Genomic DNA, 15,031 nt, shown 5'->3' with positions numbered 1-15,031 from the left:
GGTCAGACCAGGAGCGTCCAGCCGTACTTGGCGAAGACGACCGCCGCGAAGAGCACGAGGACAGCGACGGTGACGAACCAGTCGTTGCCGGAGGCGACGAAGCGCCGCGCCCACGGCCCCCAGCGGCCGGGCAGCGTGAGGTGCCCGTCGCGCACGTTGACACGGGTCAGCCCTGCCCAGACGAGCGTCGTCGTGGCCGTGATGAGCAGGCACCACGGGCACAGCGCGCCGATCTCGAAGAACGACTGCTGGAACAGCCACCAGGCGAACACCAGGCCGGCGGTGTAGACCGCCTGGGCGCTGAGCATGAACCAGCGAGGGAAGACCACCCCGCCGAGCATCGCGATCGCGACCGTGATGACGATGGCCTCGGCCGCGATGCCGAGGAAGGCGTTCGGGAACCCGAACAGCTGCGCCTGCCAGGTGTCCGCGACGGCGCTGCACGAGATGAAGGCGTTGAGGTCGCAGCTCGCCGACGCGGTCGTGTTCGTGGCGTTCGCGACCGCGACGTGGATCGCCTCGATCGACAGGACGAACGACGTGTACAGCCCGATGAGTCCCGAGACGATCATCTCGATCGCCGTCCGGCGGCGCCACGGCAGCGGCGCCGGACGCAGCAGGTCCGGGTCGTCGAGGTCGCCCGGCAGCGCGGCGAGCGCGTCGTCGTGCTCGTCGACGACGCCGACCAGCTCGTCGTCGCCCACGTCGTGGGTGGTCTCCTTCACCGCGGCCTCCTCGCCCCTGCTCCTCGAACGCGCCATTGTGCCCTGTCCCGCTGTGAGCGCGGCAGGTCCGACGTCCCGTGACCCGCGGCCCGCCCGTGGTCGCGTCCCGGCCGCGCGGGACGGCTAGGGTCGGCGCGTGACCCGGCTCCTGCTCGCCTCCGCCTCCCCCGCCCGCCGCGCGACGCTCGCCGCCGCCGGGCTCGCGCCGCTCGTGGCTGTCTCGGCCGTCGACGAGGACGCCGTCCTGGCGGCGGCGCGCGAGCGCTACGGCGACCTCGAGCCGGCCGACGCGGTCCTCGTGCTCGCGCAGGCCAAGGCGGAGGACGTCGCCCGGCGTCTCGACGACGTCGAGGTCGAGGGCTGGGACGACGACGACGACGTCGTGGTGCTGGGCTGCGACTCGATGCTCGAGCTCGACGGCGAGGTGCTCGGCAAGCCGCGCGACGCCGCCGACGCGCTCGCGCGGTGGCGCGCCATGCGGGGCCGCTCGGGCGTCCTGCACACCGGCCACTGGCTGGTCGACGAGCGGGACCCGTCCGACGGCGGGACGCGCGCGACGCTCGGCGCGACCGCGTCGACGGTCGTGCACTTCGCGGACCTGTCCGACGACGAGGTCGCGGCGTACGTCGCCACGCGCGAGCCCCTGGCGGTGGCGGGCGCGTTCACGATCGACGGGCTGGGCGGCCCGTTCGTCGAGCGCATCGAGGGCGACCACCACAACGTCGTCGGCGTGAGCCTGCCGCTGCTGCGCCACCTGCTGGCGGACATCGACCTGACGGTCCCGGACCTCTGGCGTCGCTGACGCCGTGGCCCGCGCCCGCTCTGGTGGATTCCTACAAGAGCCGCCCGCGGCCCGTTGAGGAATGCCTCAGTCTTGCCGCGCCGCCCCGGGCGCGGCGTGGGCGCGCGACGCTCGCGCGCTACGGTGAGCCGTGCCTCCCATGACCAAGGTCCTTGTCGCGAACCGCGGTGAGATCGCCGTCCGCATCGCCCGTGCCTGCCGGGACGCCGGCGTGGCGTCCGTCGCCGTGTACTCCGACACCGACCGGGACGCCCTGCACGTGCACGTCGCGGACGAGGCGTACGCGCTCGACGGCGCCCGCGCCGCCGAGACGTACCTCGACATCCCCAAGCTGCTCGACGTCGCGCGCCGCTCGGGAGCCGACGCCGTGCACCCCGGCTACGGCTTCCTCGCCGAGAACGCGCAGTTCGCGCAGGCCGTCATCGACGCCGGCCTGGTGTGGGTCGGGCCGCCGCCCGCGGCCATCGAGGCGCTGGGCGACAAGGTCAGCGCGCGGCACATCGCGCAGCGCGCCGGCGCGCCGCTGGTCGCCGGCACCCCGGAGCCCGTCACCGACGTGGCGGAGATCCACGCCTTCGCCGCCGAGCACGGGCTGCCCGTCGCCATCAAGGCCGCGTTCGGCGGTGGCGGCCGCGGGCTGAAGGTCGCCCGCGAGGCCGACGAGATCGACGAGATGTACGAGTCCGCCGTCCGCGAGGCCGTCGCGGCGTTCGGACGCGGCGAGTGCTTCGTCGAGCGGTACCTCGACCGGCCGCGTCACGTCGAGACCCAGTGCCTCGCCGACGCGCACGGCACGGTCGTCGTCGTCTCGACGCGCGACTGCTCGCTGCAGCGCCGCCACCAGAAGCTCGTCGAGGAGGCACCGGCGCCCTACCTGAGCGACGAGCAGAACCGCGCGCTGGTCACCGCGTCGCAGGCGATCCTGCGGGAGGCCGGGTACATGGGCGCCGGCACGTGCGAGTTCCTCGTGGGGCAGGACGGCACGGTGTCGTTCCTCGAGGTCAACACGCGCCTGCAGGTCGAGCACCCGGTCTCCGAGGAGATCAGCGGCATCGACCTCGTGCGCGAGCAGCTGCGGATCGCCGCGGGCGAGCCCCTGGGGTACACCGAGGTCACCACGCGCGGGCACTCGATCGAGTTCCGCATCAACGGCGAGGACCCCGCCGCGGGCTTCCTGCCCGCACCGGGTCGCATCAGCCGCCTGCGGTTCCCGTCAGGGCCGGGTGTCCGCGTCGACTCCGGCGTCGTCGAGGGCGACACGGTGTCCGGCATGTTCGACTCGATGATCGCCAAGCTGATCGTCACGGGTGCGACGCGTCGGCAGGCGATCGAGCGCGCGCGCCGCGCACTGGTCGAGCTCGAGGTCGTGGGCATCCCGACCGTCGTGCCGTTCCACCGCGCGGTGCTCGAGGCCGAGGCGTTCGTCCCGGCCGACGACGCGCAGCCGTTCACGGTCCACACGCGGTGGATCGAGACCGAGTTCGCCGAGACCGTCGCCGGCCTCGGCGGCACGCCCGGACCGTCGCACGACGAGGAGCAGCTGCCGGACGGGGTGCTCGAGCGCGTCGTCGTCGAGGTGGGCGGCAAGCGCCTCGAGGTCGTGCTGCCGGCTGCGCTCGGCCTGGGGCGCGGGTCGGCGTCGGGAGCGGGGCGCCTCGGGGGTGGCCGTCAGGGTGCGGCACCCCGTCGCGCCACGCGCGCCCGCGCCGCACGCACGGGCGGCTCGAACGGCACGGTCCTGTCGTCCCCCATGCAGGGCACGATCGTCAAGGTCGCGGTCGCCGACGGTGCCCTCGTGGCCGAGGGCGACCTGGTGGTCGTGCTGGAGGCCATGAAGATGGAGCAGCCGCTCGTCGCGCACCGCGCCGGCACCGTGCAGTCGCTCACGGCGGTCGTCGGGTCGAGCGTCACCGCGGGCGGCGCGATCTGCGACATCGTCGGCTGACCGCGGAGCCGGTCGTGACCAGCGGAGCGCACCGCCGTCCCGGGGACGGCTGGGTGGAGTGCGCCTGCGGGCGGCGGCACTGGGGGCTGCACGGGGCCGCAGGGCTGCTGCTCGTGCGTCGCGACGCCACCGGCCGCGCGACGGACGTCGTGCTGCAGCACCGCGCGACGTGGAGCGACCACGGCGGCACGTGGGCCCTGCCCGGCGGCGCGCGCGAGCCCGCCGAGACCGCCGTGCAGGCGGCGCTGCGCGAGGCGCACGAGGAGGCCGGGGTCGACGCCGCGGCGGTCGCCGTGCGCGGCGAGCACGTGCTCGCCCACCCCGACTGGTCGTACACGACCGTCCTCGCGGACGCGCTCACGCCGTTCACGCCCACCGCCGCCGACGCGGAGAGCATCGAGGTCGCCTGGGTGCCGCTCGACGACGTCGTCGACCGCCTCCTGCTCCCGGACTTCGCAGATGCGTGGCCGGTGCTGCGCACCCGACTCGACCCCTGACAGCAGCGGGCCCCGGTCGCCCCCTCACCCACCCCGGGCGACCGGATCGCTCTCTCGCGCGCGGGGTGGGTCAGTCCTCGCTGCGCTGGTGCAGCATGCGCGCCACCTCGCCGATCGTCCCGGACATCGACGGGTACACCGTCGACGCCTCGGCGACCTCGTCGGCCGTGAGCCGGTGCGTGACCGCCAGCGTGAGCGGGAAGATCGACTCGCTCGCGCGCGGGCCCACCACGACCGCGCCCAGCACGGTGCCCGTGCCGGAGTGCGCGAAGATCTTGATGAAACCGTCCCGCACGCCCAGCATCTTGGCGCGCGGGTTGCGCGACAGCGGCAGCATGCTCGTGCGGTAGTGCGCGTCCATCTGCTGGAGCCGCGTCTCGGACAGGCCGACGGTCGCGATCTCGGGTGCCGTGAAGATGTTCGCCGAGATGCCTCGCAGCGACAGCGGCCGCACGGCGTCGCCCAGGGCGTGGGACATGGCGATGCGGCCCTGCGTCGCGGCCACCGACGCGAGCGGCAGGACCCCTGTGCAGTCCCCCGCGGCGTACACGCCGCGCACGTTGGTGCGCGAGACCTTGTCGACCTCGACGTGCCCGGACGGTGTCAGCCGCACGCCCGCCTCCTCGAGGCCGAGGTCGCGCGTGGTCGGCACGGACCCGACCGCGAACAGCACGTGGGACCCCTCGACGATGCGGCCGTCCTCCAGGGTCACGACCACGCCGTCCGCGGTGCGTCGCGCGGCGGACGCGCGCGAGCGCGACATGACCGTCATGCCGCGCTGCCGGAAGATCCGCTCGATGAGCTCGGCCGCGTCCGCGTCCTCGCCCGGCAGCACGCGGTCCCGGCTGGAGACGAGCACGACGTCCGCGCCGAGCGACGTGTACGCGCCCGCGAACTCCGCACCGGTGACGCCCGACCCGACGACGATCAGGCGCTGCGGCAGCTCGGTCAGGTTGTACATCTGTGTCCACGTGAGGATGCGCTCACCGTCGGGGCGGGCGTCGGGCAGCACGCGCGGCGTCGCGCCGGTCGCGAGCAGGACGACGTCCGCGTCCAGCACGTGCTCGCGGCCGTCGACGCCCGTCACGGCCACGTGCTCGGCGTCGACGAGGCGCCCGGTGCCGGTGACGACGTCGACGCCCTCGCGCTCGAGCCGGCCCCGGATGTCCGCGGACTGCGCCGACACGAGCGCCTTGACGCGCGCGTTCACCGCCGGGACGTCGATGCGGTGGCGCAGCACGGCCGCTGCGGGTGCGTTCCCGGCGACGGCGTCGCCGTCCGCGAGCCCGTCGAGCCGGATGCCCAGCTCCGGGGCGCGGTCGGCGATGGTCATCCACTCCGCCGTCGCGATGAGGGTCTTGGACGGCACCACGTCCGTGAGGACGGCGGAACCGCCCAGGCCGGCGCTCTCGACGACCGTCACCTGCGCACCGAGACGGCGGGCGACGAGAGCCGCCTCGTAGCCGCCCGGTCCGCCGCCGACGACGACGACGCGCCCGCCGGCGGGCTGGTCGGGCGCCTCACGGACGGTGGAGGCGGCGGTCGAGGCCGCCACGTGGTTCTGGTCCGCGGTCGCGGCGGTCTGCTGGCTGCTCACGGGTCCCATCCTGCCCCGGGTCGGGCATGGTTAGCCTGTTGCCATGAGCGACGTCTCCCCCGCACGTGACCTGACCGGCGGCTCCGTGCCCAGCCTCGACCACCCGACGACCGACCCGTTCGAGGTCGCGCGCATCGCCGCGGAGGTGATCGCCCGCCGCACGGGCGTCGAGAAGCACGACGTCGCGCTCGTCCTCGGCTCCGGGTGGAGCGGCGCCGCGGACCTGCTGGGCGAGACGGTGGCGGAGGTCGACAGCCACGACGTGCCGGGCTTCTCGCGGCCCGCCGTCGCGGGGCACGTCGGCACGCTGCGCTCCGTGCGGATCGCGGGCGACGGCGACCGGCCGGACCGGTACGCGCTCGTCCTGGGCTCGCGCACCCACCTGTACGAGGCCCGCGGTGTGCGGCGCGTCGTGCACGGCGTGCGCACGGCGGCCGCCGCGGGCGCGTCGACGGTCGTGCTGACCAACGGCTGCGGCGGGCTCAACACGGCCTGGGGGCCGGGTACGCCGGTCCTCATCCGCGACCACCTCAACCTGACGGCGACCTCGCCCCTCGAGGGAGCGACGTTCGTCGACCTCACCGACCTCTACTCGTCGCGCCTGCGGGCCGTGGCCCGCGAGGTCGACGCGTCGCTCGACGAGGGCGTGTACGTGCAGTTCCCCGGCCCGCACTACGAGACGCCCGCCGAGGTCGCGATGGCGGGACGCCTCGGCGGGGACCTGGTCGGCATGTCGACGACGCTCGAGGCGATCGCCGCGCGGCACGCAGGGCTGGAGGTGCTGGGCATCTCGCTGGTCACCAACCTCGCGGCGGGCATCGGCACCGAGCCGCTCGACCACGCGGAGGTCCTGGAGGCCGGGCGCGCCGCGGGCCCCCGCATCAGCGCACTGCTCGCGGAGGTCGTCCGCCGGTTGTGAGGCGCACACACCTGGCCGTGCCCGGCGGGGGGCCCGCCGCTAGGTTGGGGTCCGTGACCACCAGCGACCACGAGGACGTGCTCCGCGGGGACGCCCCGTCGGCGGACGTGACACCCGAGCACCCGGACACCGACCACGACGGCTGGGCACGCCTGGTCGCCCAGGTCGAGGCCTGGATCGCGGACGACCCCGACCCTGCCACGGCGGACGAGCTCGCGACCCTGCTGCGGACGGCGCGCGAGACCCCCGAGCCGGGCATGACCGAGCCCGTCGCGCACCTGGTCCGCCGGGACGCGGACGTCGCGCGTGCGGACCTGGAGGACCGGTTCTCCGGGCTCCTGCAGTTCGGCACCGCGGGTCTGCGCGGCGCGCTGGGCGGGGGTCCGCACCGCATGAACCGGGCGGTCGTCATCCGCGCCGCGGCCGGGCTCGCGGACTACCTGCTCGGCGAGCTCGAGGGCGCGACGCCCGCACCCCGGGTCGTGGTGGGCTACGACGCGCGCCACAACTCGCACCGCTTCGCGCTCGACACCGCAGCGGTCATGACCGCCGTCGGCATCGAGGTGCTGCTGCTGCCGCGCCCGCTGCCCACACCGGTCCTCGCGTCCGCGGTGCTGCGGTTCGACGCCGACGCGGGCGTCATGGTGACCGCCTCGCACAACCCTCCCCGTGACAACGGCTACAAGGTGTACCTCGGCGGACGCGTCGTGACCGACGCCGGGCAGGGTGCGCAGATCGTGCCGCCCGCTGACACGGCCATCGCCGCCGAGATCGCCCGCGTGCCCTCGGTCGCGGCGGTGCCGCGCGCGACATCGGGCTGGACGACGCTCGGCGAGGACGTCGTGGAGCAGTACGCACGCACGGCCGCGGCCGTGGCACCGGGTGGCGACGCCGACGCGCGCGCCCGCCTCAAGGTCGTCGTCACTCCGCTGCACGGCGTCGGCGGCGCCCTGACGAAGGACGTGCTGGCGCGGGCCGGCTTCGGCGACGTGACGCTCGTGGCGGAGCAGGCCGAGCCCGACCCCGACTTCCCGACGGTGGCCTTCCCGAACCCCGAGGAGCCGGGGGCGACGGACCTCGCGCTGGCGCTCGCGGCGGCGCTGCGCGCCGACCTCGTCGTGGCCGTCGACCCCGACGCGGACCGCTGTGCGGTCGCGCTGCTCGACCCGCGCGCGCACGTCCCGGCGCGCGGCCCGGAGACGCCGCAGGCCGACGGCTGGCGCATGCTCACCGGTGACGAGGTCGGGGCGCTGCTCGGGTCCGACGCGGCCGCCCGGGTGCGCGCCGACGGTGCCGCACCGGGCGCGACGCCCACGCTCGCGTGCTCGATCGTGTCGTCCCGTCTGCTCGCGGCCGTCGCGGCCGAGGCCGGCCTGCGGTTCGCGTCGACCCTGACCGGCTTCAAGTGGATCGCCCGCGTCGACGACCTGGTGTTCGGGTACGAGGAGGCCCTCGGGTACTGCGTCGACCCGGCGCACGTGCGCGACAAGGACGGCATCTCCGCCGCGGTGCGGGTCTGCGACCTGGCGGCGCGGCTCGCGGCGCAGGGGCGGACGCTCGTCGACGCGCTGGACGACCTCGCGCGCGCCCACGGGCTGCACGCCACCGGTCAGGTCAGCGCCCGGTACGCCGACCTGAGCCGCATCGGCGCCACCATGACGGCGCTGCGCGAGGCGCCGCCGGCCGAGCTGGCCGGTTCGCCCGTGGTCGAGGTCGTCGACCTGGCCGCGGGCACGGACGACGACCGCGGGGGACTGCCGCCGACCGACGGGCTGCGGCTCCTGACGGCCGACGGCACGCGCGTCGTCGTCCGCCCCTCGGGGACCGAGCCGAAGGTCAAGGCCTATCTCGAGGTCGTCGTGCCGATCGCGTCCGACGCGGACCGCGCCGCACTGGACGCCGCCCACCACCACGCCCGCGCGCGCCTGGACCACCTGGCGCGCGACGTGCGTGGGGCCCTCGGGATCGGCGGGTCCTGAGCCGCCGGCTCCACGACCCTCGGCCCGCTCGTCAGCCCTTGCGCTCGCAGCGCACCAGCGGGACGGCCAGGGCCGAGTCGCTCGAGGCGGTCGCGTTGAACCCGAACGTCACGCTCGCACCGTTCGCGATCGCGCCGTTCCACGACAGGTTCTCGGCCGTGACGGTGCTGCCGCCGTGGGAGATCTCGGCGCCCCAGTGGTCGAGCATCTGCAGGCCGGGGGGCTGGCTCCACATCAGCACCCAGCCGTTGACGCCCTGCGTCGTCGCCGTGACCGTGACCTGCGCCTGCATACCGCCGGTCCACGACCCGACGACCTGGTAGCTGGCCGTGCAGGCGCCGGCCGGCACCGCGGCGGGCGGCGCGACCACGCCGCCGGACGACGTGCCGCCCGTCGGCGGGGACGGCGGTGCGTGGGGCGTCGGGGATGCCGGTCGCGGGCTCGCGGGGGCGCCGGTGCCCGGCCCGGGGGTCGGGGTCCCGCTCGGCACGGGGTCCGTCGTCGGCGCGACGGTGACGGTGCCGTCGCGCAGCGCCGTCTCCCCCGCCGCGAAGGGCGTGACGACCGGGTTGACGTCCGAGTCCACCGCGCCCGGGTCGCACGACGCACCGGGGCGGTAGGTCGTGTACGCACCCGCGTCGCAGGTGAAGCCCACGACCGCGTCACCGCCGACGAGCACCCGGCCCGACAGCCGCGCCGACCCGCGCACCACGGCCACGTCGCGCACGACCACGTCGCCCGTCAGCCGTGCACCGGACTCCACCCACGCGCGTCCCTCGATCCGGACACCGGGCCCCACCGTGGCGTCGCCCCGCACGACGGCACCTGCCGCGACGTGGGCCGCGGGGTCGACGTCCGCCGTGTCCTGCACCCAGCCGCCCCCGTTGGCGTGCCGGTGCCCGCCCGCCACGGCGGCGTCGGCGGCCGGGTCGGTGACCGAGGCGCCCGCGACACGGAACTCGTACGGGTAGCGGGTCGTCGCCGGGAAGGCCTGCGCACCCGACGGGACGACCTCGGTGGGGGTCGCGGTGACGACGAGGTACACCTCCGACTCCCCCGGGCGCAGCGCGAGGCGCAGCTCGCCGTCGACGGCCTCGGTGACGGGGCTGTAGCGCGGCCCCTCCGGCCCCACGGCCACGAGGCCGAAGCTCCAGCCCGGGTGGGCCCCCGCGAGCTCCTCGGCGTGACCGCGCACCCGCACCCGCACGTCGGCCCCCGAGCCGTCCGGCAGCAGCCGCACCACGGTGTAGCCGTAGGCGGCCGGCGCGAACGTGCCCGTCACGCGGTAGTGGCCCGGGTCGTCCGGTGCGGGATCGACCGGCGTCGTGCGGTGCGCGAGCAGCACCGGGTCCAGCCGCGTGGCGAGGTCGCCGGGCGCACCCGTGCCGGGCACGTCGAGGACCGCGGCCCGCATCGCGTACTGGGCGACCTGGCGGTTGAGCGCCGAGGCGTTGGCGAGCCGGAGACGCGCGTACGCGCCCAGCACGTGCTCCGTGTCGAGCGACTCGGTCCACAGCTCGTGCACGAGCGTCGGCGACGACCGGTCGGCGAGGTGCTGCAGCAGCAGCCACCCGGCGGCGCCCTGGCGCGGGCTCCCCCAGGCGAGCTGGGGCGCCAGGAGGTGGTCGGCGACGTCGGCGTGCCCCTCGGGGACCGCGAACGACGCCAGGTAGGCCGACGCGGCGGGCCGCAGCACCTCCGCGGCCTCGTCCGTGAGCCCGTGGCCCGGGTGCGCGGCCTCCGTCAGGCGCTGCAGCGCCTCGGCGACCCCGCGGGCGAGCTCCCACGGCGTGCCGGCGGGGACCCGCGTGCGGGCGTCCTGCGCGGCTCCCGGCGGGCCGGTGGCGGGCGGGACCGCCGACGAGGAGGTGGACGCGGACGCGGAGGCGGTCTCGCCCGCGGTCGCGGTGCTCGTCAGGGACGACGCGAGCACGGCCGGCTGGACGTGCAGCATCGCCACGCCGCCCACGACGGCGCCGCGGGTGGGCGGCACGGCCCCGTCCGTCGTGGACAGCCCGCCGTCCACGACGGCGGCCACGGCGGGATCGAGCGGTGCACCGGGACCCGTCGACCAGCTCCCGTCGACGACGACGAGGAGCTTGCGCCCCGCGAGGGGCCCCTGGGGAGCCCCCAGCCGCAGGACGTCCACGTCGAGCGCGTGCAGTGCCTCGAGCTGGGTGACGACGACGGCGGGGTCGAAGCGCAGGTCGTCGGACGCCCGCGTGGGGTCGGCACCGACCCGGTCCCCCCACGCGAGCGCCACGTCGTCACCCTCGAGCACGTGGGCCGCGTCCCAGGCGCTGCGCCAGCCCTCCGGCACGACGAGGTCCTTGCGTCCGCCGGCGTTGCTGCCGAACGCGGCCGCGAGCGCGGCACCGAGGAGGAACGCGACGACGAGCGCCACGACCACCGTGCCGCGCCTGAACCGGTTCATGCGCCGTGCGTCTCCTCCCCGCGGGTGCGCACGCCGTCGGGTCGTCGGACCGGTGCACCTGCTCGTGACCTACGTGGGTCGTCGGCCACGTGCGTGTCGAACCGGACGACCGTCCACCATCGTCCGTCGCCGGCGCCCAAGTCAACGCCCGGTTCGCCCGGATCGGACATCATTCACCCGCCGGGACGCCGAACTCTCACGTCCCTCTCATGGCGGGAGGGCGGATCCGGGGCGCCGGGACGTCAGTAGTCACCGTCCGCGGTGAGCCCCGCGAGCACTGCCGCGGTGCCCGAGAGCCCGAGCCGGGTCGCCCCGGCCTCGACCATGGCGAGCGCGTCCGCCGCCGTCCGGACACCGCCCGACGCCTTGACGCCGAGCCGCCCACCGACCGTGCGCGCCATGAGCGCGACCGCGTGGACGGTCGCGCCGCCGGCGGGGTGGAACCCCGTCGACGTCTTGACGAAGTCGGCGCCGGCGGCCTCCGCGGCCTGGCACACGCCGACGATCTCGTCGTCGGTGAGCGCCGCGGACTCGATGATGACCTTGAGCACGGTCGGCGCGGGCGCCGCCGCACGGACGGCCGCGATGTCCTGCTCGACGTCACCGAAGCGGCCTTCCTTGGCCGCGCCGACGTCGATCACCATGTCGACCTCGTCGGCCCCGTCGCGCACCGCGCGGGCAGCCTCGGCCGCCTTGACGTCGCTGTGGTGCTTGCCCGACGGGAACCCGCACACCGTCGCCACGAGCAGGTCGGGCGCACCGTCGAGCCCCACGGGGACCTCCAGCGGCAGGAACGACGGCGACACGCACACCGAGTAGACGCCGAGCCGCACGCCCTCGGCGACCAGCGCCTCGACGTCCGCGCGCGTCGCCTCGGGCTTGAGCAGCGTGTGGTCGACGAGGCGCGCGAGCCCGACCGCGTCGATCGGGGGCTGCGTCGTGGGGGTGTCGTCGGTGGTCATGCGCGGTGCCTCCCGGGGCGTGCGGTGCCCGGCGTGGCCGCCGGACGGACGATGCGGTCGACGAGCGCGCGGCGCTCGTCGTCGTGCAGGAACGCGTGCCGGGCCGCGGTGAGCGTCACGTCGACCACGTCGTCGAGCGTCCACCCGGCCTCCCGGACGAGCAGGCCGAGCTCGCGCGAGAGCGACGTGCCCGACTGCAGGCGGTTGTCGGTGTTGACGGTGACCTCGAAGCCCGCCCGCCGCAGCAGCGTCACGGGGTGCTCGGCGACCGACGCCGCGGCACCGGTCTGCAGGTTCGACGACGGGCACACCTCGAGCGGCACCCGCCGGTCGCGCACCCAGTGCGCGAGCAGACCCAGCCGCCAGGCGCCGTCCGGGCCCTCGTGCACGTCGTCGGCGAGCCGGACACCGTGGCCCAGCCGCACGGCACCGGCGACGTGCAGCGCCTCCGCGATGGAGTCGAGCCCGTCCGCCTCGCCGGCGTGGACGGTCGCGGGGAAGCACGCGTCGCGCACGACGCGGAAAGCAGCGGCGTGCCGTGAGGGCGGGAACCCCTCCTCCGGCCCGGCGATGTCGAACGCGACGACGCCCGCGTCGCGGTTCGCGAGCGCGAGCGCCGCGATCTCGGCCGACCGGTGGTCCTGACGCATCGCGGACAGCACCTGGACGACGCGGATCTCGTGCCCGTCGGCCGCCGCCAGGGCCGTGCCCTCGGCGAAGCCCTCGCGCACCGCGTCGACGACCTGCTGCAGCGTCAGCCCGGCCCGCTGGTGCTGCTCGGGCGCGTAGCGCTCCTCGGCGTGCACGACGCCGTCGGCGGCCAGGTCGAGCACAGCCTCACGGGCCACCCGGCGCAGACCGTCCGCGGTCTGCATGACCGCGAGCGTGTGCTCGAACGTCTCGAGGTAGCGCGGCAACGAGCCGGAGCCGGCGGCGTCGACGAACCACCGGCCCAGCCCCTGCGGGTCGGTCGTCGGCAGCTCGTGCCCGACCGCCGCCGAGAGCTCGACGATCGTGGCGGGACGCACCCCGCCGTCGAGGTGGTCGTGGAGCAGGACCTTCGGGAGCGCTCGCAGCGCGGCGTCGAGGTTCCCGGGTTCGTCCGGAGGTGTCACGCGTCGGTGCCCTCGTCCTCGATCGGGACCTCGGTGGCCTGCTCGACCACGTCCGCCTCGGTGGCGCGGTCCTCGCGGTCGGCACGCGGGAAGCCGGGCGCGTACTCCTCCGCGCTGCTCTCGTCCGGGACGTCGGACTCGTCGACGTCCGTCAGACGCAGCGGCAGCTCGGTGTCGACGGGCGCGAGACCCGCGTCGCGCCAGGACTCCGATCCGGGGACGGTGCTCATGACTCCTCCTGGGGGTCGTCGTGCGTCTGCTGGGCGTTCCTCATCGTGACCCCGGCACACTCGTGCCGCGACCGGGCCCGGCCCACGTCAGCCGGCGGCGACGCGGTCGAGCACGAGCGGCGCGCGCTCGCCCGGCGTGCCCTGCGGGTCGACGACGACAGCCCCGACGAGGGCCTCGCGGGCGCGCCCGAACCGCACGGGCGTGTCCGTGTGGAGCGTGAGGACCGGCTGGCCCGCGCGCACCGTGTCGCCGGGGCGCGCGTGGATCTCGACACCGGCCCCCGCCTGCACGGGGTCCTCCTTGCGCGCGCGGCCGGCGCCGAGGCGCCAGGCGGCGACGCCGACCGCGTACGCGTCCAGCGTGGTCAGGACGCCGTCGGCGTCGGCGAGGACCTGCTCCTGCTCGCGGGCGACGGGCAGGTCCGCGTCGGGGTCGCCGCCCTGCGCCGCGATCATCCGGCGCCAGACGTCCATCGCGCGGCCGTCGCTCAGCGCGGCGGCAGGGTCGGCGTCGGGACGTCCGGCGGCGTCGAGCATCTCGCGCGCGAGCGCGAGGGTCAGCTCGACGACGTCCTGCGGGCCGCCGCCGGCGAGGACCTCGACCGACTCGCGCACCTCGAGCGCGTTGCCGGCGGTGAGGCCCAGCGGCGTCGACATGTCGGTGAGCAGCGCGACCGTCCGCACGCCCGCGTCGGTCCCGAGCTCGACCATCGTCCGGGCCAGCTCGCCCGCGCGCTCGGCGTCCTTCATGAACGCGCCCGACCCGACCTTGACGTCGAGCACCAGGGAACCGGTGCCCTCGGCGATCTTCTTGCTCATGATCGAGCTCGCGATCAGCGGGATGGCCTCGACGGTCCCGGTGACGTCGCGCAGCGCGTAGAGCTTGCGGTCCGCCGGCGCCAGGCCGGAGCCGGCCGCGCAGATGACCGCACCCACGTCCTCGAGCTGGCGCATCATCTCGTCGTTGCTCAGCGCGGCACGCCAGCCGGGGATCGACTCGAGCTTGTCGAGCGTGCCACCGGTGTGGCCCAGCCCCCGGCCGGACAGCTGCGGCACGGCGACGCCGAACACCGCGACCAGCGGCGCCAGGGGCAGCGTGATCTTGTCGCCCACCCCGCCCGTGGAGTGCTTGTCGGACGTCGGGCGCGACAGGCCCGAGAAGTCGAGCCGCTCGCCGCTCGCGATCATGGCGGCGGTCCACCGCGCGATCTCGGCACGGTCCATGCCGTTGAGCAGGATCGCCATCGCGAGCGCGGACATCTGCTCGTCGGCCACCACCCCTCGGGTGTAGGCGTCGACGACCCAGTCGATCTGCGCGTCGGTCAGCCGGTGCCCGTCGCGCTTGGCGACGACGACGTCCACGGCGTCGAACTGCTCGCTCATGCGTCCTTCTCCTCTCCTGCGGCCTGCGCCGCGTCCCCGCGCTCCACGAGGTCGTGCGGGCCGAACGCGTCGGGCAGCACCTCGCTCATGGGGCGGATGCCCCGCACGGTCTCGACCAGCAGCTCCGGCCCCCCGTGCTCGTACAGCAGCTGGCGGCACCGCCCGCACGGGGCCAGCACGTTGCCGCGCCCGTCCACGCACGTGAAGGCCACGAGCCTGCCACCGCCGGTGACGTGCAGCATGGAGACCAGGCTGCACTCGGCGCAGAGCGTCACGCCGTACGACGCGTTCTCCACGTTGCAGCCGACGACGACCCGGCCGTCGTCCACGAGGGCGGCGGCGCCCACCGGGAACGTCGAGTAGGGGACGTAGGCCCGGGTCATGACGTCACGTGCGGCGGCCCGCAGGCCGTCCCAGTCGACGGTCCGCGTGGTGCTGGCCAT

General features: G+C 75.5%; 13 protein-coding genes. 5 read left to right on the top strand and 8 right to left on the bottom strand.

Going from position 1 to position 15,031, the window contains the following annotated elements:
• Nucleotides 1–2 precede the first annotated feature (2 nt).
• The gene (locus KKR89_RS05055) at nt 3–725 is read right to left on the bottom strand and encodes a vitamin K epoxide reductase family protein (RefSeq protein ID WP_251141023.1); all 723 of its coding nucleotides are present in this window, start codon (nt 723–725) and stop codon (nt 3–5) included.
• Nucleotides 726–861: 136 nt separating this feature from the next.
• Between KKR89_RS05055 and KKR89_RS05050 the strand changes: the two genes are divergently transcribed.
• From KKR89_RS05050 to KKR89_RS05040, 3 genes are all read left to right on the top strand, one after another.
• Nucleotides 862–1,527 (top strand): Maf family protein, encoded by a 666-nt coding sequence (locus KKR89_RS05050; protein WP_208198143.1) that lies wholly within the window; start codon nt 862–864, stop codon nt 1,525–1,527.
• 139 nt (nt 1,528–1,666) lie between these two features.
• Nucleotides 1,667–3,472 carry an acetyl/propionyl/methylcrotonyl-CoA carboxylase subunit alpha gene (locus KKR89_RS05045; RefSeq protein ID WP_208198142.1) on the top strand — a complete coding sequence of 602 codons (1,806 nt, stop codon included), beginning with the start codon at nt 1,667–1,669 and terminating at the stop codon, nt 3,470–3,472.
• A 14-nt stretch (nt 3,473–3,486) separates the two neighbouring features.
• On the top strand, nt 3,487–3,969 hold the full coding sequence (locus KKR89_RS05040; protein ID WP_208198141.1) for an NUDIX domain-containing protein: 483 nt from the start codon (nt 3,487–3,489) through the stop codon (nt 3,967–3,969).
• Nucleotides 3,970–4,039: 70 nt separating this feature from the next.
• Here KKR89_RS05040 and KKR89_RS05035 read toward each other — a convergent pair whose 3' ends face one another.
• A complete protein-coding gene (locus tag KKR89_RS05035; RefSeq protein WP_208198140.1) occupies nt 4,040–5,575 on the bottom strand; it encodes an NAD(P)H-quinone dehydrogenase in 1,536 nt (511 codons plus the stop codon).
• Between the two features lie 34 nt (nt 5,576–5,609).
• On the opposite strand from KKR89_RS05035, the gene KKR89_RS05030 reads away from it, so the two are divergent.
• Together KKR89_RS05030 and KKR89_RS05025 are read left to right on the top strand one after the other, a co-directional pair.
• Nucleotides 5,610–6,485: a purine-nucleoside phosphorylase gene (locus KKR89_RS05030; RefSeq protein ID WP_208198139.1), complete on the top strand. Its 876-nt coding sequence runs from the start codon at nt 5,610–5,612 to the stop codon at nt 6,483–6,485.
• Between the two features lie 257 nt (nt 6,486–6,742).
• Nucleotides 6,743–8,464: a phospho-sugar mutase gene (locus KKR89_RS05025; RefSeq protein ID WP_243883584.1), complete on the top strand. Its 1,722-nt coding sequence runs from the start codon at nt 6,743–6,745 to the stop codon at nt 8,462–8,464.
• 31 nt (nt 8,465–8,495) lie between these two features.
• Here the strand turns inward: KKR89_RS05025 and KKR89_RS05020 are convergent, their stop codons facing one another.
• The 6 genes from KKR89_RS05020 to KKR89_RS04995 all read right to left on the bottom strand — a co-directional run bounded on the left by KKR89_RS05020 (nt 8,496) and on the right by KKR89_RS04995 (nt 15,031).
• Entirely contained in the window at nt 8,496–10,898 is a 2,403-nt protein-coding gene (locus KKR89_RS05020) for a DUF6055 domain-containing protein (RefSeq protein WP_208198138.1), read from the bottom strand.
• Between the two features lie 242 nt (nt 10,899–11,140).
• Nucleotides 11,141–11,860 carry a deoxyribose-phosphate aldolase gene (deoC, locus tag KKR89_RS05015; RefSeq protein ID WP_208198137.1) on the bottom strand — a complete coding sequence of 240 codons (720 nt, stop codon included), beginning with the start codon at nt 11,858–11,860 and terminating at the stop codon, nt 11,141–11,143.
• The gene (locus tag KKR89_RS05010; RefSeq protein WP_208198136.1) at nt 11,857–12,975 is read right to left on the bottom strand and encodes an adenosine deaminase; all 1,119 of its coding nucleotides are present in this window, start codon (nt 12,973–12,975) and stop codon (nt 11,857–11,859) included. Before KKR89_RS05010 ends, deoC begins: the two co-directional genes overlap by 4 nt.
• Nucleotides 12,972–13,205 carry a hypothetical protein gene (locus KKR89_RS05005; protein ID WP_208198135.1) on the bottom strand — a complete coding sequence of 78 codons (234 nt, stop codon included), beginning with the start codon at nt 13,203–13,205 and terminating at the stop codon, nt 12,972–12,974. The genes KKR89_RS05010 and KKR89_RS05005 overlap by 4 nt, the downstream gene beginning before the upstream one ends.
• Nucleotides 13,206–13,292: 87 nt before the next feature.
• Nucleotides 13,293–14,588 (bottom strand): thymidine phosphorylase, encoded by a 1,296-nt coding sequence (locus KKR89_RS05000; RefSeq protein WP_208198134.1) that lies wholly within the window; start codon nt 14,586–14,588, stop codon nt 13,293–13,295.
• Nucleotides 14,585–15,031 carry a cytidine deaminase gene (locus KKR89_RS04995; RefSeq protein ID WP_208198133.1) on the bottom strand — a complete coding sequence of 149 codons (447 nt, stop codon included), beginning with the start codon at nt 15,029–15,031 and terminating at the stop codon, nt 14,585–14,587. The genes KKR89_RS05000 and KKR89_RS04995 overlap by 4 nt, the downstream gene beginning before the upstream one ends.

It is taken from the genome of Cellulomonas dongxiuzhuiae (genome assembly GCF_018623035.1).
Lineage (GTDB): Bacteria > Actinomycetota > Actinomycetes > Actinomycetales > Cellulomonadaceae > Cellulomonas > Cellulomonas dongxiuzhuiae.
This window is presented reverse-complemented; position numbering and strand designations above follow the sequence as displayed.